Annotated in this window: 29 protein-coding genes; 10 read left to right on the forward strand and 19 right to left on the reverse strand. The window is 52.2% G+C overall.

The annotated features are described in order from the left end of the window. From A7Z29_RS11405 to fkpA, 9 genes are all read right to left on the reverse strand, one after another. A partial coding sequence (locus tag A7Z29_RS11405; RefSeq protein WP_000031691.1) for a GTP-binding protein occupies positions 1-311 on the reverse strand: 311 nt, incomplete at its 3' end. Positions 312-381: 70 nt separating this feature from the next. Beyond that, positions 382-2,496 carry an elongation factor G gene (fusA, locus tag A7Z29_RS11410; RefSeq protein WP_000124700.1) on the reverse strand — a complete coding sequence of 705 codons (2,115 nt, stop codon included), beginning with the start codon at positions 2,494-2,496 and terminating at the stop codon, positions 382-384. A gap of 96 nt (positions 2,497-2,592) precedes the next feature. Next, complete coding sequence (rpsG, locus tag A7Z29_RS11415; RefSeq protein WP_001138043.1) at positions 2,593-3,063, reverse strand: 30S ribosomal protein S7; 471 nt, start codon at positions 3,061-3,063, stop codon at positions 2,593-2,595. A gap of 96 nt (positions 3,064-3,159) precedes the next feature. After that, positions 3,160-3,534: a 30S ribosomal protein S12 gene (gene rpsL / locus A7Z29_RS11420; protein WP_000246815.1), complete on the reverse strand. Its 375-nt coding sequence runs from the start codon at positions 3,532-3,534 to the stop codon at positions 3,160-3,162. Positions 3,535-3,659: 125 nt separating this feature from the next. Then, a complete protein-coding gene (gene tusB, locus A7Z29_RS11425) occupies positions 3,660-3,947 on the reverse strand; it encodes a sulfurtransferase complex subunit TusB (protein ID WP_000903390.1) in 288 nt (95 codons plus the stop codon). A 7-nt stretch (positions 3,948-3,954) separates the two neighbouring features. After that, on the reverse strand, positions 3,955-4,314 hold the full coding sequence (tusC, locus tag A7Z29_RS11430; RefSeq protein WP_032226629.1) for a sulfurtransferase complex subunit TusC: 360 nt from the start codon (positions 4,312-4,314) through the stop codon (positions 3,955-3,957). After that, positions 4,314-4,700: a sulfurtransferase complex subunit TusD gene (tusD, locus tag A7Z29_RS11435; RefSeq protein ID WP_001209695.1), complete on the reverse strand. Its 387-nt coding sequence runs from the start codon at positions 4,698-4,700 to the stop codon at positions 4,314-4,316. Before tusD ends, tusC begins: the two co-directional genes overlap by 1 nt. Beyond that, positions 4,700-5,422 (reverse strand): helix-turn-helix transcriptional regulator, encoded by a 723-nt coding sequence (locus A7Z29_RS11440; RefSeq protein ID WP_010348315.1) that lies wholly within the window; start codon positions 5,420-5,422, stop codon positions 4,700-4,702. The genes tusD and A7Z29_RS11440 overlap by 1 nt, the downstream gene beginning before the upstream one ends. A gap of 167 nt (positions 5,423-5,589) precedes the next feature. Further along, the gene (fkpA, locus tag A7Z29_RS11445; protein WP_000838278.1) at positions 5,590-6,402 is read right to left on the reverse strand and encodes an FKBP-type peptidyl-prolyl cis-trans isomerase; all 813 of its coding nucleotides are present in this window, start codon (positions 6,400-6,402) and stop codon (positions 5,590-5,592) included. 219 nt (positions 6,403-6,621) lie between these two features. Here fkpA and A7Z29_RS11450 point away from each other — a divergent pair, with 219 nt between their 5' ends. Beyond that, the gene (locus A7Z29_RS11450) at positions 6,622-6,840 is read left to right on the forward strand and encodes a protein SlyX (RefSeq protein ID WP_001153620.1); all 219 of its coding nucleotides are present in this window, start codon (positions 6,622-6,624) and stop codon (positions 6,838-6,840) included. 48 nt (positions 6,841-6,888) lie between these two features. On the opposite strand, the gene slyD is transcribed toward A7Z29_RS11450, so the two are convergent. The 4 genes from slyD to kefG form a co-directional block, all read right to left on the reverse strand. Further along, a complete protein-coding gene (gene slyD / locus A7Z29_RS11455) occupies positions 6,889-7,467 on the reverse strand; it encodes a peptidylprolyl isomerase (RefSeq protein WP_032226631.1) in 579 nt (192 codons plus the stop codon). Positions 7,468-7,561: 94 nt separating this feature from the next. Then, the gene (locus tag A7Z29_RS11460; protein WP_001007730.1) at positions 7,562-7,762 is read right to left on the reverse strand and encodes a YheV family putative zinc ribbon protein; all 201 of its coding nucleotides are present in this window, start codon (positions 7,760-7,762) and stop codon (positions 7,562-7,564) included. A gap of 9 nt (positions 7,763-7,771) precedes the next feature. Further along, positions 7,772-9,577: a glutathione-regulated potassium-efflux system protein KefB gene (gene kefB, locus A7Z29_RS11465; protein ID WP_000399133.1), complete on the reverse strand. Its 1,806-nt coding sequence runs from the start codon at positions 9,575-9,577 to the stop codon at positions 7,772-7,774. Beyond that, positions 9,577-10,128: a glutathione-regulated potassium-efflux system ancillary protein KefG gene (gene kefG, locus A7Z29_RS11470; RefSeq protein WP_001411441.1), complete on the reverse strand. Its 552-nt coding sequence runs from the start codon at positions 10,126-10,128 to the stop codon at positions 9,577-9,579. Before kefG ends, kefB begins: the two co-directional genes overlap by 1 nt. 130 nt (positions 10,129-10,258) lie before the next feature. Between kefG and A7Z29_RS11480 the strand changes: the two genes are divergently transcribed. Genes A7Z29_RS11480 through A7Z29_RS11495 form a run of 4 tightly spaced genes read left to right on the forward strand, consistent with a single transcriptional unit; the run spans position 10,259 to position 14,329 of the window. Further along, on the forward strand, positions 10,259-12,172 hold the full coding sequence (locus tag A7Z29_RS11480; RefSeq protein ID WP_105290256.1) for an ABC transporter ATP-binding protein: 1,914 nt from the start codon (positions 10,259-10,261) through the stop codon (positions 12,170-12,172). Further along, positions 12,172-13,194: a hydrolase gene (locus tag A7Z29_RS11485; protein ID WP_105290257.1), complete on the forward strand. Its 1,023-nt coding sequence runs from the start codon at positions 12,172-12,174 to the stop codon at positions 13,192-13,194. Before A7Z29_RS11480 ends, A7Z29_RS11485 begins: the two co-directional genes overlap by 1 nt. Then, complete coding sequence (locus tag A7Z29_RS11490; protein ID WP_000907085.1) at positions 13,188-13,406, forward strand: YheU family protein; 219 nt, start codon at positions 13,188-13,190, stop codon at positions 13,404-13,406. The genes A7Z29_RS11485 and A7Z29_RS11490 overlap by 7 nt, the downstream gene beginning before the upstream one ends. Before the next feature lie 53 nt (positions 13,407-13,459). Next, on the forward strand, positions 13,460-14,329 hold the full coding sequence (locus A7Z29_RS11495; RefSeq protein WP_001274699.1) for a phosphoribulokinase: 870 nt from the start codon (positions 13,460-13,462) through the stop codon (positions 14,327-14,329). A gap of 54 nt (positions 14,330-14,383) precedes the next feature. Here A7Z29_RS11495 and A7Z29_RS11500 read toward each other — a convergent pair whose 3' ends face one another. Further along, a complete protein-coding gene (locus A7Z29_RS11500; protein ID WP_001148908.1) occupies positions 14,384-14,788 on the reverse strand; it encodes an OsmC family protein in 405 nt (134 codons plus the stop codon). 301 nt (positions 14,789-15,089) lie between these two features. Here A7Z29_RS11500 and crp point away from each other — a divergent pair, with 301 nt between their 5' ends. Together crp and A7Z29_RS11515 are read left to right on the forward strand one after the other, a co-directional pair. Next, positions 15,090-15,722 carry a cAMP-activated global transcriptional regulator CRP gene (gene crp / locus A7Z29_RS11510; RefSeq protein WP_000242755.1) on the forward strand — a complete coding sequence of 211 codons (633 nt, stop codon included), beginning with the start codon at positions 15,090-15,092 and terminating at the stop codon, positions 15,720-15,722. Between the two features lie 50 nt (positions 15,723-15,772). Then, positions 15,773-17,863: a YccS/YhfK family putative transporter gene (locus A7Z29_RS11515; protein WP_000269294.1), complete on the forward strand. Its 2,091-nt coding sequence runs from the start codon at positions 15,773-15,775 to the stop codon at positions 17,861-17,863. Between the two features lie 92 nt (positions 17,864-17,955). Here the strand turns inward: A7Z29_RS11515 and argD are convergent, their stop codons facing one another. The 5 genes from argD to ppiA form a co-directional block, all read right to left on the reverse strand. Continuing rightward, positions 17,956-19,176, reverse strand: a complete 1,221-nt coding sequence (gene argD, locus A7Z29_RS11520) for a bifunctional acetylornithine/succinyldiaminopimelate transaminase (protein WP_105290258.1) — start codon at positions 19,174-19,176, stop codon at positions 17,956-17,958. 85 nt (positions 19,177-19,261) lie between these two features. Then, positions 19,262-19,825, reverse strand: coding sequence for an aminodeoxychorismate synthase component 2 (gene pabA, locus A7Z29_RS11525; RefSeq protein ID WP_000601866.1), 564 nt, complete (start codon positions 19,823-19,825; stop codon positions 19,262-19,264). 31 nt (positions 19,826-19,856) lie between these two features. Then, positions 19,857-20,459: a putative adenosine monophosphate-protein transferase Fic gene (locus tag A7Z29_RS11530; protein WP_001280620.1), complete on the reverse strand. Its 603-nt coding sequence runs from the start codon at positions 20,457-20,459 to the stop codon at positions 19,857-19,859. Next, positions 20,449-20,616: a YhfG family protein gene (locus tag A7Z29_RS11535; protein ID WP_000736864.1), complete on the reverse strand. Its 168-nt coding sequence runs from the start codon at positions 20,614-20,616 to the stop codon at positions 20,449-20,451. The genes A7Z29_RS11530 and A7Z29_RS11535 overlap by 11 nt, the downstream gene beginning before the upstream one ends. A 104-nt stretch (positions 20,617-20,720) precedes the next feature. Beyond that, complete coding sequence (gene ppiA / locus A7Z29_RS11540; RefSeq protein WP_000477233.1) at positions 20,721-21,293, reverse strand: peptidylprolyl isomerase A; 573 nt, start codon at positions 21,291-21,293, stop codon at positions 20,721-20,723. Between the two features lie 269 nt (positions 21,294-21,562). On the opposite strand from ppiA, the gene tsgA reads away from it, so the two are divergent. From tsgA to nirD, 3 genes are all read left to right on the forward strand, one after another. Continuing rightward, complete coding sequence (tsgA, locus tag A7Z29_RS11545; protein WP_000185241.1) at positions 21,563-22,744, forward strand: MFS transporter TsgA; 1,182 nt, start codon at positions 21,563-21,565, stop codon at positions 22,742-22,744. 261 nt (positions 22,745-23,005) lie between these two features. Beyond that, a complete protein-coding gene (nirB, locus tag A7Z29_RS11555) occupies positions 23,006-25,549 on the forward strand; it encodes an NADPH-nitrite reductase large subunit (protein WP_105290259.1) in 2,544 nt (847 codons plus the stop codon). Then, positions 25,546-25,872 carry a nitrite reductase small subunit NirD gene (nirD, locus tag A7Z29_RS11560; protein ID WP_000084764.1) on the forward strand — a complete coding sequence of 109 codons (327 nt, stop codon included), beginning with the start codon at positions 25,546-25,548 and terminating at the stop codon, positions 25,870-25,872. Before nirB ends, nirD begins: the two co-directional genes overlap by 4 nt. The last annotated feature ends 28 nt before the right edge of the window (positions 25,873-25,900 follow it).

Genomic DNA, 25,900 nt, shown 5'->3' on the forward strand with positions numbered 1-25,900 from the left:
AGGATCGCGCCGTCCATCTGCGCAGCACCGGTGATCATGTTTTTAACATAGTCGGCGTGCCCCGGGCAGTCTACGTGCGCGTAGTGACGGGTCGGGGTGTCGTATTCAACGTGAGAAGTGTTGATGGTGATACCACGAGCTTTTTCTTCCGGCGCGTTATCGATCTGGTCGAATGCACGAGCAGCACCGCCGTAGGTTTTAGCCAGTACGGTGGTGATTGCAGCGGTCAGAGTAGTTTTACCGTGGTCAACGTGGCCGATAGTACCAACGTTAACGTGCGGTTTTGTACGTTCAAATTTTTCTTTAGACACGGCTATATTCCTTACTATAGTGCTCTCCCCTTCAGGAGAGAGCACGGGACTTTGGTATTAACCCTGAGGCTTATTTACCACGGGCTTCAATTACGGCCTGAGCAACGTTACTCGGCGCTTCATCATACTTCAGGAATTCCATAGTGTATGATGCGCGACCTTTGGTCAGAGAACGCAGCTGAGTTGCATATCCGAACATTTCAGACAGCGGTACTTCAGCGTGGATCTTAACGCCAGTAACTTCAGATTCCTGACCTTTGAGCATACCACGACGACGGCTCAAGTCACCGATAACGTCACCGGTGTTCTCTTCCGGAGTTTCTACTTCAACCTTCATGATCGGCTCAAGCAGAACTGGTTTCGCTTTCTTAAAGCCTTCTTTAAAGGCGATAGAAGCAGCCAGTTTAAACGCCAGTTCAGAGGAGTCAACGTCATGGTAAGAACCGAAGTGCAGACGAATACCCATGTCTACTACCGGGTAGCCTGCCAGCGGACCTGCTTTCAGCTGTTCCTGGATACCTTTATCAACGGCCGGGATGTATTCGCCAGGGATTACACCACCTTTAATGTCGTTGATGAACTCGTAGCCTTTCGGGTTAGAACCCGGCTCCAGCGGGTACATGTCGATAACAACATGACCATACTGACCACGACCACCAGACTGTTTCGCGTGTTTACCTTCAACATCGGTAACTTTCTGGCGGATAGTTTCACGGTAAGCAACCTGCGGTTTACCTACGTTCGCTTCAACGTTGAATTCACGCTTCATACGGTCAACGATGATGTCGAGGTGCAGCTCACCCATACCCGCGATGATGGTCTGGTTAGATTCTTCGTCAGTCCATACACGGAAAGACGGGTCTTCTTTAGCCAGACGGCCCAGAGCCAGACCCATTTTTTCCTGGTCAGCTTTGGTTTTCGGTTCAACTGCGATGGAGATTACCGGCTCAGGGAATTCCATACGTTCCAGAATGATCGGCGCATCCGGGTCACACAGGGTGTCACCAGTAGTTACGTCTTTCAGACCGATTGCAGCAGCGATGTCGCCCGCGCGAACTTCTTTGATCTCTTCACGTTTGTTAGCGTGCATCTGAACGATACGACCGAAACGCTCACGTGCAGCTTTCACGGAGTTCAGTACGGTATCACCAGAGTTAACCACACCGGAGTACACACGGAAGAAGGTCAAGTTACCAACAAACGGGTCGGTAGCGATTTTGAACGCCAGTGCAGAGAACGGCTCGTCATCACTTGCGTGACGCTCAGCCGGAGTGTCTTTACCGTCGTCCAGGATACCGTTGATCGCAGGTACGTCAACCGGGGATGGCAGGTAATCAATTACCGCATCCAGCATCGCCTGAACACCTTTGTTCTTGAACGCAGAACCACAGGTTACCAGGATGATTTCGTTGTTCAGAACGCGCTGACGCAGAGCACCTTTGATTTCTGCTTCAGTCAGTTCTTCACCACCCAGGTATTTTTCCATCAGCTCTTCAGAAGCTTCAGCTGCGGATTCGATCAGGTTCTGGTGCCATTCGTTAGCCAGTTCAACCATGTCTGCCGGGATATCTTCGTATTCGAAGGTTACGCCCTGGTCAGCGTCGTTCCAGTTGATAGCTTTCATTTTCACCAGGTCAACAACACCGGTGAAATGTTCTTCAGCACCAATCGCCAGCTGCAGCGGAACCGGGTTCGCGCCCAGACGGGTTTTGATCTGGTTAACAACTTTCAGGAAGTTCGCACCCATGCGGTCCATTTTGTTAACGAACGCAATGCGCGGAACTTTATATTTGTTTGCCTGACGCCATACGGTTTCAGACTGCGGCTGAACACCACCAACTGCGCAGTAAACCATTACCGCACCATCGAGAACACGCATGGAACGTTCTACTTCGATTGTGAAGTCAACGTGCCCCGGGGTGTCGATGATGTTGATGCGATGCGGCTCATACTGCTTAGCCATACCAGACCAGAATGCAGTAGTCGCAGCGGAAGTGATGGTAATACCACGTTCCTGCTCCTGCTCCATCCAGTCCATGGTTGCAGCGCCGTCATGAACTTCACCGATTTTATGGTTTACACCGGTGTAGAACAGAATACGTTCGGTAGTAGTGGTTTTACCGGCGTCGATGTGCGCACTGATACCGATGTTACGGTAGCGTGCGATGGGTGTTGTACGAGCCATTTGTTTCCTCGTTTATCTTTTAGGCGTTCAATTTAAGTAGCCCAAAGCGGGCTGCTTACTGGAAGCGCCCGCCTGGTGACTAAAACTCCGAAGGGATTACCAACGGTAGTGTGCGAACGCCTTGTTGGCTTCGGCCATACGGTGAACGTCTTCACGTTTCTTAACTGCAGTACCTTTGTTTTCTGCAGCATCGGAAAGTTCGTTCGCCAGGCGCAGAGCCATGGATTTATCACCGCGTTTACGAGCAGCTTCAACGATCCAACGCATTGCCAGAGCATTACGACGAACCGGACGGACTTCAACTGGTACCTGATAAGTAGAACCACCAACGCGGCGAGACTTAACTTCGACAGTCGGGCGCACGTTTTCGAGAGCTACTTCGAATGCTTCCAGTTCAGATTTACCAGAACGCTGAGCCAGGGTCTCCAGCGCGCTGTATACGATAGATTCGGCAGTAGATTTTTTACCATCTACCATCAGGATATTTACAAATTTAGCCAGCAGTTCTGATCCGAACTTCGGATCCGGCAGAATTTTACGCTGACCAATGACGCGACGACGTGGCATGGAAATACTCCGTTGTTAATTCAGGATTGTCCAAAACTCTACGAGTTTAGTTTGACATTTAAGTTAAAACGTTTGGCCTTACTTAACGGAGAACCATTAAGCCTTAGGACGCTTCACGCCATACTTGGAACGAGCCTGCTTACGGTCTTTAACGCCGGAGCAGTCAAGCGCACCACGTACGGTGTGGTAACGAACACCCGGGAGGTCTTTAACACGACCGCCACGGATCAGGATCACGGAGTGCTCCTGCAGGTTGTGACCTTCACCACCGATGTAGGAAGTCACTTCGAAACCGTTAGTCAGACGAACACGGCATACTTTACGCAGTGCGGAGTTCGGTTTTTTAGGAGTGGTAGTATATACACGAGTACATACGCCACGTTTTTGCGGGCATGCTTCCAGCGCAGGCACGTTGCTTTTCGCAACTTTGCGAGCACGTGGTTTGCGTACCAGCTGGTTAACTGTTGCCATTAAATAGCTCCTGGTTTTAGCTTTTGCTTCGTAAACACGTAATAAAACGTCCTCACACAATATGAGGACGCCGAATTTTAGGGCGATGCCGAAAAGGTGTCAAGAAATATACAACGATCCCACCGTTACCAGGCGACCTGGCTGGTGTGCTTAACCGTAAGTCTGACGAAATCAGTATAGTCAATGGGAGTGATATCGTTCGAAATTCGACCAACCAAACCACGAGCGATGAGGTCTTCGTTCAGGGCATAGACCTTAATGGGGGCATTACGCAAACTTTCAAGGTAGCGGTTACCATCAGCTGCGGCAGTTACGCCATCCTGCAATAACAGCAGTTCATCCCCCTCGCTGAGCAGACGCAGCAGCGCAGGAAAATCCGTCAGCCAGGGTGAGCGATGTAATGTATGCAGCATGTAAGCCTCAAAATCTCAAAATAACATCGTAGTTGCCGAGTTCCCGACGTAATGCTTCTGCTTCGAGCGGAGTGACGTCGACAACAAAGGGTGTCTGCGGATCTAACCCACGTTCACGTAGTGAAGCCGCACAAACCCAGCACTGTTCAATATCATACAGCCCCAGCAGTTTAAAGGTTGCGATATAATCACGCGCCAGCACCGCATCGGGCTTTTGCCCAGGCAGAAGCTGAAAAACGCCATCGGCAATAAAGAAGACGGCGAGCTCGTCAGTTAATGCGGAAGTCGCCAATAAAGCATCTAATCCTTCACGGCCAGCAGCTGTACCATGAGGTGCAGTAGAAAAAACAAACGCAATTCGTTTCATCAGAACTGTACCACCCTGTCGCAAGTCAGCGAGGCTTCAGCCAGAGCGCCAAGACCACTTAAGGTAAAGCCCGGCTGGAGATTTACAGATGCCAGACCGAGTCTTCCAGCTTCAGTTTCATCGACGATACCGCGACGTAATGCTGCCGCCACGCAAATGTTCAGCGCCACACCATGTTGTGTATTCAGTTGTTGCCAGCCACGCACAAGGTCAAATTCATCGCTTGCCGGTGAGGTCAATTGGTTAGCGTTATAGACCCCTTCACGATAGAAAAAGACGCTGCTTAACTCATGGCCTTCTGCTATCAGCGCCTGCGCAAACTGAAAAGCACTACTCGCCTGTTGCGTACCGTATGCTGGCCCGGTTACCACGATGGCAAAACGCATTACTTCTCTTGCCCCTGGAAATCACCGCTCTTGAACTGACGGATATAGAGATAAACAGTGTGCTTGGAGATGTTCAGACGATCTGCAACCTGGTTGATCGCGTCTTTAATATCGAAGATCCCTTTCTCGTAGAGATTCAGCACGATCTGACGATTTTTGGCGTTATTGGCAACATTGCGATCGGCATTCACTTCTTCGATGGTGAACTCCAGCGTTTGGGTAACCAGATCTTCAACAGAAGAGGCAAAGTTGACGCTTGAACCGACATCCGGGGTTTCTGGCGGCACAAAAGTGCTCATAATCTGCGAGAAGGGAACATCAAGATTCATATTGATGCACAGCAGACCAATTACACGCTGTTCGCGGTTACGAATGGCGATAGTCAGGGACTTCATTAATACACCGCTTTTGGCGCGAGTAAAATAGCATTTAGAAACGCTGCTATCCGCCCCCGTCATATCGTGCAGCATACGCAGCGCCAGATCGGTAATCGGCGAACCAATCTTCCGGCCTGTATGTTCACCGTTGGCAATACGAATGGCTGAACATTTCAAATCCTGCAAAGAGTGCAAAACGATTTCACAGTGGGAGCCAATGAGCATCGCTAACCCGTCCACCACAGCTTCGTAGGATTTCAGAATATCAAAATCGGTCTGGTCGAAAGGACGTTGATCCAGTAAATCCAACTCACTGGTTTCATTGGTTAAAAGCGACCTGGACATGAAAAAAAACACTCCTTTTCAGGAGCCTGTCGTTAACTTTTCAGGGCAGGCTCATTAATGATGCGGGTAACTAAATTAATACAGCGGAGGTTCCGCTTTCCAGCACTAATTATATCCGGCCTGTAATAAAAAAAACCGCCGCCTGGTCAGGCGGCGGTTCTTAATGCTTATTTTTTAGCAGAATCTGCGGCTTTCGCATCGGCTTCTGGCTTCGCATCAGCCTTCGGCGCTGGTTTCACATCCAGCAACTCTACGTCAAATACCAGAGTAGAGTTTGGTGGGATCCCCGGAACACCCGCTTTACCGTAAGCCAACTCTGGTGGAATAACCAATTTGATCTTGCCACCTTTCTTGATGTTCTTCAGGCCTTCGGTCCAGCCTGGGATAACGCCGTCCAGACGGAAAGAGAGCGGTTCACCACGGGTGTAAGAGTTATCGAACTCTTTACCGTCGATCAGCGTACCCTTGTAGTTCACTACAACAGTATCGCTGTCTTTCGGTGCTTCGCCTTTACCGGCTTCTACTACTTGATAAACCAGGCCAGTCGAAGAGGTTTTCACACCTTTCTCTTTAGCAAATTTCTCGCGGTACTCTTTGCCTTTAGCTTCGTTATCAGCCGCGTCTTTTTCCATCTTCGCCTGAGCAGAAGACTTCACGCGAGCTTCGAATGCTTGCAGAGTCTGTTCGATCTCTTGATCGGAAAGTTTGCTCTTATCGGCAAACGCATCCTGGACACCGGCGATCAGCTGATCTTTATCCAGCTTAATGCCCAACTTTTCTTGTTCTTGCAGAGAATTTTCCATGTAACGACCCAGCGAAGCACCCAGTGCGTAAGCTGATTTCTGATCGTCATTTTTGAACGCTGCTTTGCTGTCAGCAGTTGTGGCAGGTTTCGCCGCTTCGGCAGCAAAAGTAATTGGTGTATGCAGGGCAACGGCCATTGTGGTCGCCAGCAGCGTTACTTTAAACAGTGATTTCATCCATATCTCCAGGCTCGGGGCATCTCACCCCAGGGTTAACTATTATCAGAAGGGTACTATAAAGCGTTGTCGGATAAATCTACATACAGACACGCCCTATTATCATCTATTTTCAGACTCTTTTTGTTTAAATTAGTTTCGATGTCGCGAAATGAGTGCTGTCTCTGGCAGCAAAGTTAAGTAGAATCCGCAGCGATCATTCGACCAAAGAGGTGAACCATGCAGGATTTATCGATGGAAGCACGCCTGGCAGAGCTGGAGAGCCGACTGGCTTTTCAGGAAATCACCATTGAAGAACTGAACGTCACGGTGACCGCTCATGAAATGGAGATGGCAAAACTGCGCGATCATCTGCGTCTGCTTACTGAGAAGTTAAAAGCCAGCCAGCCGTCGAACATCGCGTCGCAGGCTGAAGAAACGCCACCGCCACATTACTGAGGCGAAAAAAAAGCGGGTAATTCCCGCTTTTTTGATACCGTTACGGTATTAGTGGCAACCGCAACCGCCGTTACCTTTACCACCACAGCAGCCTTCGCCACCGTGTTCATGACCGTGATCGTGACCGCCGCAGCAACCGTCGTGATCGTGGTGATGATCGTGCGCGCCATGAACGTGACCATGAGCCAGTTCTTCTTCAGTCGCTTCGCGAATCGCCACAACTTCAACGTTGAATTTCAGGTTCTGACCCGCCAGCATGTGGTTACCATCAACCACGACGTGATCGTCTTCAACAGCAGTGATCTCAACCGGCACCGGACCCTGGTCAGTTTCAGCCAGGAAACGCATACCTACCTGCAGTTCATCAACGCCCATAAATACGTCTTTAGGAACGCGCTGCACCAGGTTTTCGTCGTACTGGCCGTAAGCGTCGTTCGCGCCAACAGCTACATCAAATTTGTCGCCAACTTCATGACCTTCCAGCGCCGTTTCCAGGCCAGAGATCAGGGAACCGTGACCATGCAGGTAGTCCAGCGGCGCACTCACCGGAGACTCATCAACCAACACACCGTCTTCTGTACGTACCTGATAGGCCAGGCTGACCACCAGGTCTTTTGCTACTTTCATGATATCTCCTGAGCATGGGAAGAATAGTGGCGCAGATTGTATCGGAATTCTGCTGCCGTGTACTCACTAGCTTAAAAAAACTCGGCGCATATCGCTAGTCCGGATGAAAAATCCCAATCACTTGCTCATCTTTGCGAACGTGATCGCGGGCTTCTTTATCGGCTTCACGCATCTGATGCCCACACTTAACACATTCAACAATATCAATATTATTTTCGCGCCACATCGCCATTGAGTCTTGCGCCTGACAGGCTGGACATTTCGCGCCAGCAATAAAACGTTTTCGGATTGCCATCTTCACCCTCTACTCAAATTCATCCCAGCCATCCATTTGGCGTCGTTCTTGTTGCATTTCACGCTGGAAAATCTCTTCCAGTTCGCGTCGGGCTTCCCTGGCGCGAGAAATTTGTACGGTATCAGCGTGCATCGGGATAAGTTCCCGCAGCATTCGCATATCCAGGCGACGAAAATGCAGTTGCGCCCGCTGCGCCTGGTGTGGATGCATACCTAGCGACACTAACGTCTTGCGCCCCAGCTCTAACGCACTGGAGAATGTTTCACGGGAAAACTGTGTCACCCCTGCTTGTAATAACTCATGTGCTTCGACACGTCCGCGCGCTCGCGCAAGAATATGCAAATGCGGGAAGTGCTGCTGGCATATTTCCACCAGCTTCATGGTGTCTTCCGGCTCGTTACAGGTAATGACGATAGACTCTGCGGCCTCTGCGCCCGCAGAACGTAAAAGATCTACCTGCGTAGCGTCGCCGTAATAAACTTTGTAGCCATATTTGCGCATCAGGTTCACGGCGCTGATGTCCCGCTCCAGCACGGTAATGCGCATTTTATTCGCCATCAACAAACGACCAATCACCTGACCAAAACGCCCAAAGCCCACGACAATGACCTGCGGTTTATCATCGTTGACCCACGGTTTTTCATCTTCTTCTTCCGTTCCGTTAAACTGGCGGGATAGCCATTTATCCACCAGCTTCATCAGCAGCGGCGTGGTCATCATGGAAAGCGTGACCGTCACCAGTAACAGCGCCATCTGGTCGCCCTGGAATAAGCGTTGTGAAGAAGCGGTAGAAAAGAGCACAAAGGCAAATTCACCGCCCTGGCTCAGCACGCCAGCAAACTGCATCCGCTCAGAACTGCGCACGCCATACAGGCGCGCTAACAGATACAGCACAAGAATTTTCACCGCCACCAGCACGACCACGCTTATCACTACCCACAACAGATGGGTATAAAGCACCCCGAGGTTTAGCGACATCCCGACGGAGATAAAAAATAGCCCGAGCAGTAAGCCTTTAAACGGATCGATAGCCGTTTCCAGTTCATGGCGATATTCACTTTCCGCCAGCAGCACGCCCGCAATAAACGTACCGAGCGCCATCGACAGCCCCAGCGCATCCATAAACAATGCGGAACCCAGCACCAGCAGCAGCGTCGCGGCGGTGAACACTTCCCGCACGCCAGAAGCTGCAATAAAACGGAATACCGGGCGCAGTAAATAGCGCCCACCAATCAACATACCGACAAATGCCAGCACCTTCATGCCGATCTTCATCCAGTCGAAATGTTCGTCTGCCGAACCCGCCAACAATGGCACTAACGCCAGCGCCGGGATCACCGCCAGATCCTGAAATAGCAGAACCGAAAACCCGAGCTGCCCGGATTCGCTTCGATTCATCCCTTTCTCACGCATCAGTTGCAACGCCATTGCGGTTGAAGACATCGCCAGACCAATGCCACCTACCACCGCCGCCTGCCAGGCGAAATCCGTCAGCATCAATAATCCCGCCAGCAACGCCGCGCTTAACAGTACCTGTGCCGCGCCTACGCCAAAAATCGAGCGTCGCAATTGCCAAAGCTTGGAGGGATTCAACTCCAGCCCAATGATAAACATCAGGAACACCACGCCGAGTTCCGAAAAGTGGAGGATCTCATCGACGTCGCTAATAAACCCAAGCCCCCATGGGCCAATCGCAATCCCTGCCAGCAAATATCCCAACACAGCGCCAATACCCAGCCGCGATGCCAGCGGCACCGCAGCCACCGCCGCGAAGAGAAACAGCACTCCCGCGAGTAAAAAATCGGAACCTTCCATCAGCGGCCTCCTGGGGGCAGTGGATTTGCCAGCCAGTCGCCGTAGGCTCTGGCGTGACTCGCCAGCTCCTGTGCGCTTTGCCGTCTCGCCCAGTAAATAATAATGGGGCTTAACCAATGCATCCGGCACATGCCCGCCGCCAGTTCAAAGGGGCGCAGAACATCGCTCATCGGGTAGCGATTCAACGCGTCATAACGGTAAGCACTTTCCGGCTCGCCAGTGGTGATCACGCTACGCCAGTACTTTCCCGCCAGTTGGTTTCCCCCCGGCCCGCTGGCAAAACCACGGCTTAATACCCGGTCCAGCCACTCTTTCAGTAGCGCCGGGCAGCTATAGGTATAAAGAGGATGCTGAAAGACAATCACCTCGTGCTCGCGCAGTAATGCCTGCTCACGGGGGATATCAATAAAAAAATCGGGATAGTGCGCGTAAAGGTCGTGCACGGTAACATTGCTGAGCTGCGTGGCCGGTTTAAGCAGTACCCGGTTTGCCACCGAGTCCTGAGATTCCGGATGGGCATACAGCAGCAAAACTTTCGCTGGCTGAGACATCATCCCCCTCCCGGTATGGTTTTTGTGTATAGTCGCTGTTTTGGGCTACCATTGCGCCCGGTGCGGCAGCTCGCCCATACATTACATTATCATAATGATAAGTTAACATAGTCTGAACATACGGCGCCTTATGATTGTTTTCTCCTCGTTACAAATTCGTCGCGGCGTGCGCGTCCTGCTGGATAATGCCACCGCCACCATCAACCCTGGGCAGAAAGTCGGCCTGGTGGGTAAAAACGGCTGTGGTAAATCTACCCTGCTGGCATTGCTGAAAAATGAAATCAGCGCCGACGGCGGCAGCTACACCTTTCCTGGTAACTGGCAACTGGCGTGGGTGAATCAGGAAACGCCGGCGCTACCGCAACCTGCGCTGGAATATGTCATTGATGGCGACCGCGAATATCGCCAACTGGAAGCGCAGTTGCACGACGCCAACGAACGTAACGACGGGCACGCCATCGCCACCATTCATGGCAAGCTGGATGCTATCGACGCGTGGAGTATTCGCTCCCGCGCCGCCAGCCTGCTGCACGGCCTCGGTTTCAGCAACGAACAACTGGAGCGCCCGGTGAGTGATTTCTCCGGTGGCTGGCGTATGCGTCTTAACCTCGCCCAGGCGCTGATTTGCCGTTCAGACTTGCTGCTGCTCGACGAACCGACTAACCACCTCGATCTTGATGCGGTTATCTGGCTGGAAAAATGGCTGAAGAGCTATCAGGGCACGCTGATCCTGATCTCTCACGACCGCGACTTCCTCGATCCGATCGTCGATAAAATTATTCATATCGAACAGCAAAGCATGTTCGAGTACACAGGTAACTACAGCTCGTTTGAAGTGCAGCGCGCCACCCGCCTGGCGCAGCAACAGGCGATGTATGAAAGCCAACAAGAACGTGTAGCGCATCTGCAAAGTTATATCGACCGTTTCCGTGCCAAAGCCACTAAAGCGAAGCAGGCACAGAGCCGCATTAAGATGCTTGAGCGCATGGAGCTGATTGCCCCCGCGCACGTCGATAACCCGTTCCGCTTTAGCTTCCGCGCGCCGGAAAGCCTGCCTAATCCGTTGTTGAAGATGGAAAAAGTCAGTGCGGGCTATGGCGATCGCATTATTCTCGACTCGATAAAACTGAATCTGGTGCCGGGTTCGCGCATTGGTCTGTTAGGCCGCAACGGCGCGGGTAAATCGACATTAATCAAACTGTTAGCCGGTGAACTTGCGCCAGTCAGCGGAGAAATTGGCCTGGCGAAAGGGATCAAACTCGGCTACTTCGCCCAGCATCAACTGGAATACCTGCGCGCTGACGAATCGCCTATTCAGCATCTGGCGCGTTTAGCACCGCAGGAACTGGAGCAAAAACTGCGTGACTATCTCGGCGGTTTTGGTTTCCAGGGCGATAAAGTGACGGAAGAAACGCGCCGCTTCTCCGGTGGCGAAAAAGCGCGCCTGGTGCTGGCTTTAATTGTCTGGCAGCGCCCGAATCTGCTGCTGCTCGACGAACCGACCAACCACCTTGACCTCGACATGCGCCAGGCACTCACCGAAGCATTGATCGAGTTTGAAGGCGCGCTGGTTGTCGTCTCGCACGACCGTCATTTGCTGCGTTCCACCACTGACGATCTCTATCTGGTTCACGATCGTAAAGTCGAACCGTTCGACGGCGATCTGGAAGATTATCAACAGTGGTTAAGCGACGTACAAAAGCAGGAAAACCAGGCCGACGAAGCGCCAAAAGAGAACGCTAACAGCGCCCAGGCACGTAAAGATCAGAAGCGTCGGGAAGCAGAGTTGCGTGCGCAAACCCAGCCGCTGCGTAAAGAGATCGCCCGTCTGGAAAAAGAGATGGAGAAGCTGAACGCGCAACTGGCGCAGGCGGAAGAGAAACTTGGCGACAGCGAGCTGTATGACCAGAGCCGTAAAGCAGAACTGACCGCCTGCCTGCAACAACAAGCCAGCGCCAAATCCGGGCTGGAAGAGTGCGAAATGGCGTGGCTGGAAGCCCAGGAGCAACTGGAACAGATGCTCCTGGAAGGCCAAAGCAACTGATGGCGCAGATAACGACGACCGATGCCAATGTATTCAGCAGCAGTGTTGAATTTACCCCTATGCGCGGTTTCAGCAATTGTCATCTCCAAACCATGCTGCCGCGTCTGTTTCGTCGTCAGGTGAAATTCATCCCGCACTGGCAGCGGCTGGAGTTGCCCGACGGCGACTTTGTCGATCTCGCGTGGAGTGAAGACCCCACACAAGCGAAGCATAAACCGCGTCTGGTGGTCTTCCACGGTCTCGAAGGCAGCCTCAATAGTCCTTATGCACATGGTCTGGTTGAGGCAGCGCAAAAGCGCGGCTGGCTGGGCGTGGTGATGCATTTTCGCGGGTGCAGCGGTGAACCAAACCGGATGCACCGCATTTACCATTCGGGCGAAACCGAAGATGCCAGTTGGTTTTTACGCTGGCTGCAACGCGAATTTGGTCATGCGCCAACGGCTGCCGTCGGCTATTCGCTCGGCGGTAATATGCTGGCCTGTTTGCTGGCCAAAGAAGGCAATGACCTCCCGATTGATGCGGCGGCGATTGTCTCTGCACCGTTTATGCTGGAAGCCTGTAGTTATCACATGGATAAAGGCTTCTCCCGCGTTTATCAGCGTTACTTGCTGAACTTGTTAAAAGCCAATGCTGCGCGCAAACTGGCGGCCTACCCCGGAACGCTGCCGATTAATCTCGCACAGTTGAAATCGGTACGCCGCATCCGCGAATTTGACGATCTGATCACCGCCAAAATTCACGGCTACGCCGACGCTATCGACTATTATCGTCAGTGTAGCGCCATGCCGATGCTCAATCGGATCGCCAAACCCACGCTGATTATTCACGCCAAAGACGATCCGTTTATGGATCATCAGGTGATCCCGAAACCGGAAAATCTCCCACCACAGGTGGAGTATCAACTGACGGAACATGGCGGTCATGTTGGCTTTATTGGCGGTACATTACTTCATCCGCAAATGTGGCTGGAGTCACGCATTCCTGACTGGTTAACAACGTATCTGGAGGCGAAATCATGTTGATTCCGTGGCAAGACCTCTCCCCCGAAACGCTGGAAAATTTAATTGAAAGCTTTGTGTTACGTGAAGGCACCGATTATGGTGAACATGAGCGTACACTTGAACAGAAAGTCGCCGACGTCAAACGCCAGCTACAGTGCGGAGAAGCGGTGCTGGTATGGTCGGAGCTGCACGAAACGGTCAATATCATGCCGCGCAGTCAGTTTCGCGAATAACCTGCAACCGTCGGCGGACGAGATAATAATGATAGCTAAGTCATGGAGTTACTATGTCTGCCAAACATCCGGTCATTGCGGTAACAGGATCCAGCGGCGCGGGAACCACCACTACCAGCCTCGCGTTTCGAAAAATCTTCGCGCAGTTAAATCTGCGCTCAGCCGAGGTAGAAGGCGACAGTTTTCACCGTTACACCCGCCCGGAAATGGACATGGCGATCCGCAAAGCGCGCGACGCCGGGCGGCATATCAGTTACTTCGGCCCCGAAGCTAACGACTTCGGCCTGCTGGAACAAACCTTCATTGAATACGGCCTGAGCGGCAAAGGGAAATCTCGCAAATATCTGCATACCTACGACGAAGCCGTACCGTGGAATCAGGTGCCTGGTACGTTTACCCCGTGGCAGGCGCTGCCAGAACCCACCGATGTGCTGTTTTATGAAGGTTTGCACGGCGGCGTGGTCACACCACAACATAACGTCGCGCAGCATGTGGATTTACTGGTTGGTGTAGTGCCTATCGTTAACCTGGAGTGGATTCAAAAACTCATCCGCGACACCAGCGAGCGCGGGCACTCGCGAGAAGCGGTGATGGACTCGGTAGTTCGCTCAATGGAAGACTATATCAACTACATCACACCGCAGTTTTCTCGCACCCACATTAACTTCCAGCGCGTCCCCACCGTTGACACCTCAAACCCCTTCGCCGCAAAAGGCATCCCATCGCTGGATGAAAGCTTTGTGGTAATCCATTTTCGAAATCTGGAAGGAATCGATTTCCCCTGGCTGTTGGCGATGCTGCAAGGCTCGTTCATTTCCCACATCAATACATTAGTGGTGCCGGGCGGCAAAATGGGTCTGGCAATGGAGTTAATTATGCTGCCGCTGGTGCAACGACTGATGGAAGGGAAGAAAATCGAGTAACTCTGCTATTAAGCCGGATAAAATACTCTCCGGCTTCACAACGGGATAGTTAAATCACGCGGCAACCACTTCATACGAGTGAGTAATATTTACCGCTTTTTCCAGCATCAACGCGACTGAGCAATACTTCTCGGCTGAGAGATCAACCGCACGCGCAACCGCTGCATCCTTCAGGTCGCGACCGGTGACGATAAAATGCAGATTAATGTGCGTAAACAGGCGTGGTGCCTCTTCGCGGCGTTCAGAGGTCAATTTTACTTCACAATCGACCACATCCTGACGCCCTTTTTGCAGGATAGAAACCACATCAATGGCGCTGCAACCACCCGCCGCCATCAACACCATTTCCATCGGACTTGGCGCTTTATCGCCTGAGTTGCCGTCCATTAAAATCTGGTGACCAGAGGCGGATTCGCCCAGAAAGGTTAACCCTTCGACCCACTTCACACGCGCTTGCATAATCGAAACTCCATTGCGTCAATTTTCCTGACAGAGTACGCGTACTGACCAAATCGCGCAACGGAAGGCGACCTGGGTCATGCTGAAGCGAGACACCAGGAGACACAACGCGAAAGCTATGCTAAAACAGTCAGGATGCTACAGTAATACATTGATGTACTGCATGTATGTAAAGGACGTCACATTACCGTGCAGTTCAGTTGATAGCCCCTTCCCAGGTAGCGGGAAGCACATTTCGGCAATCCAGAGACAGCGGCGTTTTCTGGCTCTGGAGAAAGCTTATAACAGAGGATAACCGCGCATGGTGCTTGGCAAACCGCAAACAGACCCGACTCTCGAATGGTTCTTGTCTCATTGCCACATTCATAAGTACCCATCCAAGAGCACGCTTATTCACCAGGGTGAAAAAGCGGAAACGCTGTACTACATCGTTAAAGGCTCTGTGGCAGTGCTGATCAAAGACGAGGAGGGTAAAGAAATGATCCTCTCTTATCTGAATCAGGGTGATTTCATTGGCGAACTGGGCCTGTTTGAAGAAGGCCAGGAACGTAGCGCATGGGTACGTGCGAAAACCGCCTGTGAAGTGGCTGAAATTTCCTACAAAAAATTCCGCCAATTAATTCAGGTAAACCCGGATATTCTGATGCGTCTCTCCGCACAGATGGCACGTCGCCTGCAAGTCACTTCAGAGAAAGTGGGCAACCTGGCATTCCTCGATGTAACAGGCCGCATTGCACAGACTCTGCTGAACCTGGCAAAACAACCGGATGCCATGACTCACCCAGACGGTATGCAAATCAAAATTACCCGTCAGGAAATCGGTCAGATTGTCGGCTGTTCTCGTGAAACCGTGGGGCGCATTCTGAAGATGCTGGAAGATCAGAACCTGATCTCCGCACACGGTAAAACCATCGTCGTTTACGGCACTCGTTAATCCCGTCGGAGTGGCGCGTTACTGAGTAGCGCGCCATTTTGTTTAACCCGATGTGGCGCAGACTGATTTACCATCCTGATATCAACTATGCACTACGACAAACGCTGGTGCTATGTTTGCCCGTGGCCGTTGGTCTATTGCTTGGCGAATTAAGGCTTGGGCTGCTCTTTTCCCTCGTCCCCGCCTGTTGCAATATTGCGGGGCTTGATACGCCCCATAAACGCTTTTTCAAACGTTTAATTATTGGTGCGTCGCTGTTTGCCACCTGCAGCTTGCTAACACAACTGCTGCTGGAAAAAGATATCCCCCTGCCATTTCTGCTGACAGGGTTAACGTTGATACTTGGCGTTACTGCCGAGTTAGGGCCATTACACGCAAAATTACTTCCCGCATCGCTGCTGGCAGCTATTTTTACCTTAAGTCTGGCGGGATACATGCCCGTCTGGGAACCGTTGCTCATCTATGCGTTGGGTACACTCTGGTATGGGCTGTTTAACTGGTTTTGGTTCTGGCTCTGGCGCGAACAACCGCTACGCGAGTCACTTAGCCTGCTGTACCGTGAACTGGCAGATTATTGCGAAGCCAAATACAGCCTGCTTACCCAGCACACCGATCCTGAGAAAGCGTTGCCACCGCTGCTGGAACGCCAGCAAAAAGCGGTCGATTTAATTACCCAGTGCTATCAGCAAATGCATATGCTTTCCGCGCAAAATAATACCGATTACAAGCGGATGCTGCGCATTTTCCAGGAGGCGCTGGATTTACAGGAACACATCTCGGTCAGTTTGCATCAGCCAGAAGAGGTGCAAAAGCTGGTCGAGCGTAGCCATGCGGAGGAAGTTATCCGCTGGAATGCGCAAACCGTCGCCGCTCGCCTGCGCGTGCTGGCTGATGACATTCTTTACCATCGCCTGCCGACGCGTTTTACGATGGATAAGCAAATTGGCGCACTGGAAAAAATCGCCCGCCAGCATCCGGATAACCCTGTAGGGCAATTCTGCTACTGGCATTTCAGCCGCATCGCCCGCGTGCTGCGAACGCAAAAACCACTCTATACCCGTGACTTACTGGCCGATAAACAGCGCCGAATGCCGTTACTCCCGGCGCTGAAAAGCTATCTTTCCCTGAAATCGCCAGCACTGCGTAATGCAGGACGACTGAGTGTGATGTTAAGCGTTGCCAGCCTGATGGGCACCGCGCTGCATCTGCCGAAATCCTATTGGATACTAATGACGGTATTGCTGGTGACGCAAAATGGTTATGGCGCGACTCGTCTGCGAATTGTGAATCGTTCTGTCGGAACCGTGGTTGGATTAATTATTGCTGGTGTTGCACTGCACTTTAAAATCCCTGAAGGTTACACCCTGACGCTGATGCTTTTCACCACGCTCGCCAGTTACCTGATATTGCGCAAAAACTACGGCTGGGCGACGGTCGGTTTTACCATTACCGCTGTATATACCCTGCAACTGTTATGGCTGAATGGCGAGCAGTACATCATCCCCCGTCTAATCGATACTATCATCGGTTGTCTGATTGCCTTCGGCGGCACAGTTTGGCTGTGGCCGCAGTGGCAGAGCGGCTTATTGCGCAAGAACGCCCATGATGCCTTAGAAACTTACCAGGAGGCCATTCGTCTGATCCTCAGTAAAGATCCGCAACCTACGCCACTAGCCTGGCAACGAATGCGGGTTAATCAGGCGCATAACACCTTGTATAACTCATTGAACCAGGCGATGCAGGAACCGGCGTTTAACAGCCATTATCTGGCAGATATGAAACTGTGGGTTACGCATAGTCAGTTTATTGTTGAGCATATTAATGCCATGACCACGCTGGCGCGGGAGCACCGGACATTGCCGCCGGAACTGGCGCAGGAGTATTTGCAGTCTTGTGAAATCGCTATTCAACGCTGTCAGCAGCGGCTGGAATATGATGAACCGGGGAGTTCTGGTGACGCCAATATCATAGACTCGCCAGAGATGCTGCCACACGAAGGCGCGTCTGGCACGCTGGAGCAGCATTTACAACGCGTTATTGGCCATCTGAATACAATGCACACCATTTCAGCGATGGCCTGGCGGCAGCGACCGCATCACGGGATTTGGTTGAGTCGGAAGTTACGGGATTCGAAGGCGTAATATCATTATTGCCAGAAGCAAACCGTAGGTCGGATTAGGCGTTCACGCCGCATCCGACATGCTTTGCCTGATGCGACGATGACACGTCTTATTTACGCCCCAATCACCTTCGCCACCGCGTGGGCGAAACGTTGCATCCCTTCATCGATATCCGCATCTTCCACCACCAGCGATGGTGCAAAACGCATCACATCCGGTCCGGCATTCAGCACCATTACGCCTGCCTCTGCGCCCGCATACAGGAAATCACGCGCCCGACCTTTGTACTGTGGCTTAAGCTCCGCGCCAATCAACAGCCCCATACCGCGAATATCGCTAAACACATCGTACTGCTGATCGATCTTCTGCAAATGGTCAACAAAACGCTGGCGTTTCGCCTGAATGCCTTCCAGCACTTCAGGGGTATTGATGATATCAAACGCCGCGCCCGCTACTGCACAGGCCAGAGGATTACCGCCGTAGGTGGAACCGTGAGAACCAGGATGAAACGCAGAAGCAATTTCCGCCGTGGTCAGCATGGCGCTAATCGGGAAGCCGCCGCCTAACGCTTTCGCAGAAGTCAGAATATCCGGCGTCACGCCGTAGTACATGTAAGCAAACAAATCGCCAGTCCGCCCCATCCCGCACTGCACTTCATCAAACACCAATAATGACTGATGTTGATCGCACAGCTCGCGCAAGCCCTGCAAAAACTCTGGCGTCGCTGCCGTCACACCGCCCTCGCCCTGGATCGGCTCAACCACCACCGCACAGGTGTGATCATCCATCACCGCTTTCACTGCGTGGAGATCGTTAAAGGGAACGTGGATGATGTCTGCCGGTTTTGGCCCAAAGCCGTCGGAATATTTTGGCTGCCCGCCTACCGAGACGGTAAACAGCGAGCGTCCATGAAAGGCGTTATGGAAGGCAATAATTTTGGTTTTGAACGGGCTATGGCGCACGCAAGCGTAATGACGCGCCAGTTTAAAGGCCGTTTCGTTGGCTTCCGTCCCGGAGTTCATAAACACCACGCGTTCGGCAAAGGTTGCCTCGATCAGCTTACGCCCAAGACGCAGCGCCGGTTCGTTGGTGAAAACGTTGCTGATATGCCATAGCGTTTCCCCCTGGGTTTTTAACGCTTCCACCAGCGCCGGATGGCAATGGCCTAATGCCGTAACCGCAATGCCACCCGCGAAATCGACGTACTCTTTGCCTTGCTGATCCCAGACTCGGCTGCCCTGACCTTTTACCGGAATAAACTCTGCCGGTGCATAAATCGGCAGGATCACTTCATCGAAAGTCGCGCGTGTAATTGCTGCTTGTTCAGTTGCCATCTCATGATCACCCTGTTACGCATAAATCAATGTGAAATTATAATCACAAAATATGCATAAAAAATCACTAGATAGCAACCAGAAATCAGCGATGCAGGAAATTCGCCAGCAATTGATGCCCCTGTTCGCTGAGAATGCTTTCCGGGTGGAACTGCACACCTTCAAGATCCCACTGGCGATGGCGAATCCCCATAATCTCGCGGGTTTCGCTCCAGGCAGTCACGTCAAAGCACGCTGGCAATGAGTCAGGTTCTACCACCAGCGAATGGTAGCGCGTCACGGTGAGTGGATTTGCCAGACCGCGAAATACCCCCTGGCCGTTATGCGTAATCGGTGAAGTTTTGCCGTGCATGACCTTTGCGGCGCGCACGACTTTGCCGCCAAAAGCCTGCGCCATCGCCTGATGACCGAGGCAGACGCCAAGAATCGGCAAGCGTCCGGCATAGTGACGAATAGTCTCAAGGGAGATCCCGGCTTCATTGGGCGTACAGGGGCCAGGTGAGATGACAATTTTCTGCGGTTTAAGGGCGTCGATATCCGCCAGCGTCAACGCATCGTTGCGCTTAACCAGCACATCCGCCCCCAGTTCACAAAAGTACTGGTAGAGGTTCCAGGTGAAAGAATCGTAGTTATCAATAAGCAGGATCATGGCGGCTCCGGTACGAAAGAACCGCGCTATTTTACTCAGATTCCCCGGCTTCGCTTACCACTTTGCTAAATATCGTCTGCAGCGCAGAGAGATCGCCCATAGCCCCGCTCTGATTTGCCTGATTCCAGGTCTCTTTTTCGATACCCTGCCAGCTCAGTTGATAGCCCGCATGAATAGCCAGTTGCTCGAAGAAGATCCGCTGTGCCAGGCCACTTCCCGCACGGAATGGATGCAGGACATTGATTTCACAATAGTAGTGCGCCAGTCGCTCGACGAACTTCGCTTTCTCAAGGCCGACCAGATAACCTTCTTCCTCCAGATCCTGCATCAGGGCATTGCCCTCTTTTTCGATATAAGCAAAGTGGCAGAACGGCGTATCCCCCTGATAAATATCGACTTCACGCAGTTGCCCCGCCCAGTCGAAAATATCCTGATACAGCTGGCGATGAATAGCGCGCAAATGCGGTAAACCACGCACCAACGGACCAAGCTCAATGGTCGCGGCACGCAGCGCCGTCATTTCGTAAGCCGCCTGCTCCAGCCGCTGCTGTTGGCGGATATCCAGCCGATTACGCATGATATCGAGGCCAGGATAGAGATACGGGTCGCGCCCTTCGCCGAATTTATCGCTCATAGTGCCTCCTTAGCTCTTCAAGGCGCACCAAAGCCTCAGCGGCAGTAAGAGTGACTAATGGCATCTCGACGCCTTCAAGACGGCGACTGGCCTGGAAATTACGATTACGCTGAAGCTCCCAGAGACGGGACTTTTGCTTATCGGTGAGTTTCTTCACTGGATGCCTCCCTGAACGTGTCCATTTGCCACAAGTATAAGCGGCAAATCCGGGTTACGCCGGAAGAGCAGATGCGCGGACAATTTTGCCCGCGCGAGAAATCGTTACGGCAGGACTTTAGCGGAAAGGATAACGACCGGCTTTGACGGCACATTCTGGTATGGACCAACGTCATGAGTCGGCACCTGGGAAATCTTATCGGCAACGTCCATACCTTTCACCACTTTACCAAAGACGGCGTAGCCGAAATCACGCTGACCGTGGTCAAGGAAGGCATTGTCGGCTACGTTGATAAAGAACTGACTGGTTGCGCTGTCTTTGTCCGCAGTTCGCGCCATAGCAATAGTGCCGCGCGTATTGCGCAGGCCGTTATCGGCTTCATTTTTGATTGGCGGGTTTGGTTTTTTCTGCTGCATCTGCTCGGTAAATCCGCCGCCCTGAATCATAAAGCCAGGGATAACGCGGTGAAAGGTGGTGTTGTTATAAAAACCACTGTTCACATAATCGACAAAGTTTTGCACTGATACCGGCGCTTTCTGGCTATCCAGCTCCAGTTCGATATTACCAGCAGAGGTTGTTAACAATACGTGCGGATCCCCTTTCGCTGCCATTGCTACGGGTGAGAGAGCAGAAAGAGCGAAAACAGCAGCCATCGCCGCCAGGGTCGATTTGAACATGAGATTTCCTTAACAAACAGAGCAGAAAAAAAGCAAGTGGAGAGATTCTAAATAGCCTTCAATGACAAGGCCATTCCTTTACCTAATTTTACGTACTTGAAATATATGTAACCTGATGATCACTTTTATTTCGTGATCAGAATCACTTTAACGTTTGCAAATTAGCAACCGTTTGCAATTAAATATTTAATCAGATCACAAAATCACCTAAAATCGCCCGCTCGCGGCATAGCCCGCTATGCCATTTTACTTTTGAACGCAGGCCAATCATGACTAACAGCAATCGCATCAAGCTCACATGGATTAGCTTTCTTTCCTACGCACTGACCGGTGCGTTGGTTATTGTCACCGGGATGGTGATGGGAAATATCGCCGATTATTTCAATCTGCCCGTTTCCAGTATGAGTAATACCTTCACCTTCCTCAACGCCGGCATTTTAATCTCTATCTTCCTCAACGCCTGGCTGATGGAAATCGTCCCGTTGAAAACGCAGTTACGTTTTGGCTTTCTCCTGATGGTGCTGGCGGTTGCCGGTTTGATGTTCAGCCACAGCCTGGCGCTGTTCTCGGCGGCGATGTTCATCCTTGGGGTGGTCAGCGGTATCACCATGTCGATTGGTACATTCCTGGTAACGCAAATGTATGAAGGGCGCCAGCGCGGTTCCCGTCTGCTGTTTACCGACTCCTTCTTCAGTATGGCCGGGATGATTTTCCCGATGATCGCCGCATTTCTGCTGGCGCGCAGCATTGAGTGGTACTGGGTTTATGCCTGCATCGGGTTGGTGTACGTCGCTATTTTTATTCTGACCTTCGGCTGTGAGTTCCCGGCGCTGGGCAAACATGCGCCAAAAGCTGACGCCCCGGTAGCGAAAGAAAAGTGGGGGATCGGCGTGCTGTTTCTCTCTATTGCTGCGCTGTGCTACATCCTCGGTCAGCTAGGTTTTATCTCCTGGGTGCCAGAGTACGCCAAAGGTCTGGGCATGAGCCTGAACGACGCGGGTACGCTGGTAAGCAACTTCTGGATGTCGTACATGGTCGGCATGTGGGCGTTCAGCTTTATTCTGCGTTTCTTTGACCTGCAACGTATTCTGACCGTGCTGGCAGGCCTGGCTGCGATTCTGATGTACGTCTTTAACACCGGAACACCAGCGCATATGGCATGGTCTATTCTTGCTCTGGGCTTCTTCTCCAGCGCAATCTATACCACCATCATCACTCTGGGTTCCCAGCAGACAAAAGTACCATCGCCAAAACTGGTTAACTTCGTACTCACCTGTGGAACCATCGGCACCATGCTGACCTTTGTGGTTACCGGTCCGATCGTAGAACATAGCGGTCCACAGGCGGCACTGCTCACTGCAAACGGTCTGTACGCTGTGGTATTCGTGATGTGCTTCCTGTTAGGTTTTGTCAGCCGTCACCGTCAGCACAACACCCTGACCTCTCATTAATTGCCAATGCCGGGCGGCACTTTTGTCGTCCGGCTTTTTCCTCTCATCTCCCGCAACGTGCCTTCATCTCTATAAATGCTTTTATTTTGTCTGTTTTTTGCACAAACATGAAATGTCAGACAATTCCGTGACTTAAGAATATTTATACAAATCAGCAATATACCTCTTAAGGAGTATATAAAGGTGAATTTGATTTGCATCAATAAGTGGGGTTGCTGAATCGTTAAGGTAGGCGGTAATAGAAAAGAAATCGAGGCAAAAATGAGCAAAGTCAGACTCGCAATTATCGGTAACGGTATGGTCGGCCATCGCTTTATCGAAGATCTTCTTGATAAATCTGATGCGGCCAACTTTGATATTACCGTTTTCTGTGAAGAACCGCGCATCGCTTATGACCGCGTACACCTCTCGTCTTACTTCTCTCACCACACCGCCGAAGAGCTGTCGCTGGTGCGCGAAGGCTTTTACGAGAAACACGGCATTAAAGTTCTGGTCGGCGAACGCGCTATCACCATCAACCGTCAGGAGAAGGTGATTCACTCCAGCGCCGGGCGTACCGTTTATTATGACAAGCTGATCATGGCGACCGGTTCCTACCCGTGGATCCCGCCGATCAAAGGTTCTGATACCCAGGATTGCTTTGTCTATCGCACCATTGAAGACCTCAACGCGATTGAATCCTGCGCCCGTCGCAGCAAGCGCGGTGCCGTTGTTGGCGGTGGCCTGTTAGGTCTGGAAGCCGCTGGCGCGCTGAAAAACTTAGGCATTGAAACCCACGTTATCGAATTTGCCCCTATGCTGATGGCGGAACAGCTTGATCAGATGGGCGGCGAGCAGCTGCGTCGCAAAATCGAAAGTATGGGCGTGCGCGTTCACACCAGCAAAAACACCCTTGAAATTGTGCAGGAAGGTGTCGAAGCGCGTAAAACCATGCGTTTTGCCGACGGTAGCGAGCTGGAAGTTGACTTTATCGTCTTCTCTACCGGTATCCGTCCGCGCGATAAGCTGGCAACCCAGTGTGGTCTGGACGTTGCTCCGCGTGGGGGTATCGTAATCAATGATTCCTGCCAGACTTCCGATCCGGATATCTACGCTATCGGTGAATGCGCAAGCTGGAACAACCGTGTCTTTGGTCTGGTCGCACCAGGCTACAAAATGGCGCAGGTCGCCGTCGACCACATTCTCGGTAGCGAAAACGCCTTTGAAGGCGCTGACCTTAGCGCCAAGCTGAAACTACTGGGCGTGGACGTTGGCGGTATTGGCGATGCGCATGGCCGTACACCAGGCGCTCGTAGCTATGTTTACCTCGACGAAAGCAAAGAGATCTACAAACGCCTGGTTGTCAGCAAAGACAACAAAACCCTGCTCGGTGCGGTACTGGTGGGCGATACCAGCGATTACGGCAACCTGCTGCAACTGGTGCTGAACGCTATCGAACTGCCAGAAAACCCGGATTCCCTGATCCTGCCAGCGCACTCTGGTAGCGGTAAGCCGTCTATCGGTGTAGATAAACTGCCGGACAGCGCGCAAATCTGCTCCTGCTTCGACGTCACCAAAGGCGACCTGATTGCTGCTATCAACAAAGGCTGCCACACCGTTGCGGCGCTGAAAGCCGAAACCAAAGCCGGTACTGGCTGCGGCGGCTGTATCCCGCTGGTCACTCAGGTACTGAATGCGGAACTGGCGAAACAGGGTATCGAAGTTAACAACAACCTGTGCGAACACTTTGCTTATTCGCGTCAGGAACTGTTCCATTTGATCCGCGTTGAAGGCATTAAAACCTTCGAAGAACTGCTGGCGAAACACGGCAAAGGCTACGGTTGTGAAGTTTGTAAACCGACCGTCGGTTCGCTGCTGGCCTCCTGCTGGAACGAATACATTCTGAAGCCGGAACATACTCCGCTGCAGGATTCTAACGACAACTTCCTCGCTAACATCCAGAAAGACGGCACCTACTCGGTGATCCCGCGTTCTCCGGGCGGTGAAATCACCCCGGAAGGGCTGATGGCGGTAGGTCGTATCGCGCGTGAATTTAATCTCTACACCAAAATCACCGGCTCCCAGCGCCTGGCGATGTTTGGCGCACAGAAAGACGATCTGCCGGAGATCTGGCGTCAGCTGATTGAAGCCGGCTTCGAAACCGGTCATGCCTATGCGAAAGCACTGCGTATGGCGAAAACCTGCGTGGGTAGCACCTGGTGCCGCTACGGCGTTGGCGACAGCGTGGGTCTCGGCGTGGAACTGGAAAACCGCTACAAAGGCATCCGTACTCCGCACAAAATGAAGTTCGGTGTCTCTGGCTGTACCCGTGAATGTTCAGAAGCTCAGGGTAAAGACGTGGGTATCATCGCCACCGAAAAAGGCTGGAACCTGTACGTTTGCGGTAACGGCGGCATGAAACCGCGTCATGCGGATCTGCTGGCGGCGGATATCGATCGCGAAACGCTGATCAAATATCTCGACCGTTTCATGATGTTCTACATCCGTACCGCCGACAAACTGACGCGTACCGCGCCGTGGTTAGAAAACCTTGAAGGCGGCATCGATTACCTGAAAGCGGTGATCATTGACGACAAACTGGGGCTGAACGCACATCTGGAAGAAGAGATGGCGCGCCTGCGTGAAGCGGTAGTGTGTGAGTGGACTGAAACGGTCAATACACCGTCCGCGCAGACTCGCTTCAAACACTTCATCAACAGCGACAAGCGTGACCCGAACGTGCAGATGGTGCCAGAGCGCGAACAGCACCGTCCGGCAACGCCGTATGAACGTATCCCGGTAACTCTGGTGGAGGACAACGCATGAGCCAGTGGAAAGACATCTGCAAAATCGATGACATCCTGCCTGAAACCGGCGTCTGCGCGCTGTTAGGTGACGAGCAGGTAGCAATTTTCCGCCCGTATCACAGCGACCAGGTGTTTGCGATCAGCAACATCGACCCGTTCTTCGAATCCAGCGTGCTGTCACGCGGGCTGATTGCGGAACACCAGGGCGAGCTGTGGGTAGCCAGCCCGCTGAAAAAACAGCGTTTTCGCTTAAGCGACGGCTTGTGCATGGAAGACGAACAGTTTTCCGTCAAGCATTACGAAGCGCGAGTGAAAGACGGCGTGGTACAGCTACGCGGTTAATGTTTTAACGGGAGGCGCAATGCCTCCC

This window comes from Escherichia sp. MOD1-EC6842 (genome assembly GCF_002965705.1).
GTDB lineage: Bacteria > Pseudomonadota > Gammaproteobacteria > Enterobacterales > Enterobacteriaceae > Escherichia > Escherichia ruysiae.

What these genes read in the sequence shown, in the direction of transcription:
- fusA (WP_000124700.1), bottom strand. Translation starts at nt 2,496, where the DNA reads ATGGCTCGTACAACACCCATCGCACGCTACCGTAACATCGGTATCAGT.
- rpsG (WP_001138043.1), bottom strand. Translation starts at nt 3,063, where the DNA reads ATGCCACGTCGTCGCGTCATTGGTCAGCGTAAAATTCTGCCGGATCCG.
- rpsL (WP_000246815.1), bottom strand. Translation starts at nt 3,534, where the DNA reads ATGGCAACAGTTAACCAGCTGGTACGCAAACCACGTGCTCGCAAAGTT.
- tusB (WP_000903390.1), bottom strand. Translation starts at nt 3,947, where the DNA reads ATGCTGCATACATTACATCGCTCACCCTGGCTGACGGATTTTCCTGCG.
- tusC (WP_032226629.1), bottom strand. Translation starts at nt 4,314, where the DNA reads ATGAAACGAATTGCGTTTGTTTTTTCTACTGCACCTCATGGTACAGCT.
- tusD (WP_001209695.1), bottom strand. Translation starts at nt 4,700, where the DNA reads ATGCGTTTTGCCATCGTGGTAACCGGGCCAGCATACGGTACGCAACAG.
- A7Z29_RS11440 (WP_010348315.1), bottom strand. Translation starts at nt 5,422, where the DNA reads ATGTCCAGGTCGCTTTTAACCAATGAAACCAGTGAGTTGGATTTACTG.
- fkpA (WP_000838278.1), bottom strand. Translation starts at nt 6,402, where the DNA reads ATGAAATCACTGTTTAAAGTAACGCTGCTGGCGACCACAATGGCCGTT.
- A7Z29_RS11450 (WP_001153620.1), top strand. Translation starts at nt 6,622, where the DNA reads ATGCAGGATTTATCGATGGAAGCACGCCTGGCAGAGCTGGAGAGCCGA.
- slyD (WP_032226631.1), bottom strand. Translation starts at nt 7,467, where the DNA reads ATGAAAGTAGCAAAAGACCTGGTGGTCAGCCTGGCCTATCAGGTACGT.
- A7Z29_RS11460 (WP_001007730.1), bottom strand. Translation starts at nt 7,762, where the DNA reads ATGGCAATCCGAAAACGTTTTATTGCTGGCGCGAAATGTCCAGCCTGT.
- kefB (WP_000399133.1), bottom strand. Translation starts at nt 9,577, where the DNA reads ATGGAAGGTTCCGATTTTTTACTCGCGGGAGTGCTGTTTCTCTTCGCG.
- kefG (WP_001411441.1), bottom strand. Translation starts at nt 10,128, where the DNA reads ATGTCTCAGCCAGCGAAAGTTTTGCTGCTGTATGCCCATCCGGAATCT.
- A7Z29_RS11480 (WP_105290256.1), top strand. Translation starts at nt 10,259, where the DNA reads ATGATTGTTTTCTCCTCGTTACAAATTCGTCGCGGCGTGCGCGTCCTG.
- A7Z29_RS11485 (WP_105290257.1), top strand. Translation starts at nt 12,172, where the DNA reads ATGGCGCAGATAACGACGACCGATGCCAATGTATTCAGCAGCAGTGTT.
- A7Z29_RS11490 (WP_000907085.1), top strand. Translation starts at nt 13,188, where the DNA reads ATGTTGATTCCGTGGCAAGACCTCTCCCCCGAAACGCTGGAAAATTTA.
- A7Z29_RS11495 (WP_001274699.1), top strand. Translation starts at nt 13,460, where the DNA reads ATGTCTGCCAAACATCCGGTCATTGCGGTAACAGGATCCAGCGGCGCG.
- A7Z29_RS11500 (WP_001148908.1), bottom strand. Translation starts at nt 14,788, where the DNA reads ATGCAAGCGCGTGTGAAGTGGGTCGAAGGGTTAACCTTTCTGGGCGAA.
- crp (WP_000242755.1), top strand. Translation starts at nt 15,090, where the DNA reads ATGGTGCTTGGCAAACCGCAAACAGACCCGACTCTCGAATGGTTCTTG.
- A7Z29_RS11515 (WP_000269294.1), top strand. Translation starts at nt 15,773, where the DNA reads ATGTGGCGCAGACTGATTTACCATCCTGATATCAACTATGCACTACGA.
- argD (WP_105290258.1), bottom strand. Translation starts at nt 19,176, where the DNA reads ATGGCAACTGAACAAGCAGCAATTACACGCGCGACTTTCGATGAAGTG.
- pabA (WP_000601866.1), bottom strand. Translation starts at nt 19,825, where the DNA reads ATGATCCTGCTTATTGATAACTACGATTCTTTCACCTGGAACCTCTAC.
- A7Z29_RS11530 (WP_001280620.1), bottom strand. Translation starts at nt 20,459, where the DNA reads ATGAGCGATAAATTCGGCGAAGGGCGCGACCCGTATCTCTATCCTGGC.
- ppiA (WP_000477233.1), bottom strand. Translation starts at nt 21,293, where the DNA reads ATGTTCAAATCGACCCTGGCGGCGATGGCTGCTGTTTTCGCTCTTTCT.
- tsgA (WP_000185241.1), top strand. Translation starts at nt 21,563, where the DNA reads ATGACTAACAGCAATCGCATCAAGCTCACATGGATTAGCTTTCTTTCC.
- nirB (WP_105290259.1), top strand. Translation starts at nt 23,006, where the DNA reads ATGAGCAAAGTCAGACTCGCAATTATCGGTAACGGTATGGTCGGCCAT.
- nirD (WP_000084764.1), top strand. Translation starts at nt 25,546, where the DNA reads ATGAGCCAGTGGAAAGACATCTGCAAAATCGATGACATCCTGCCTGAA.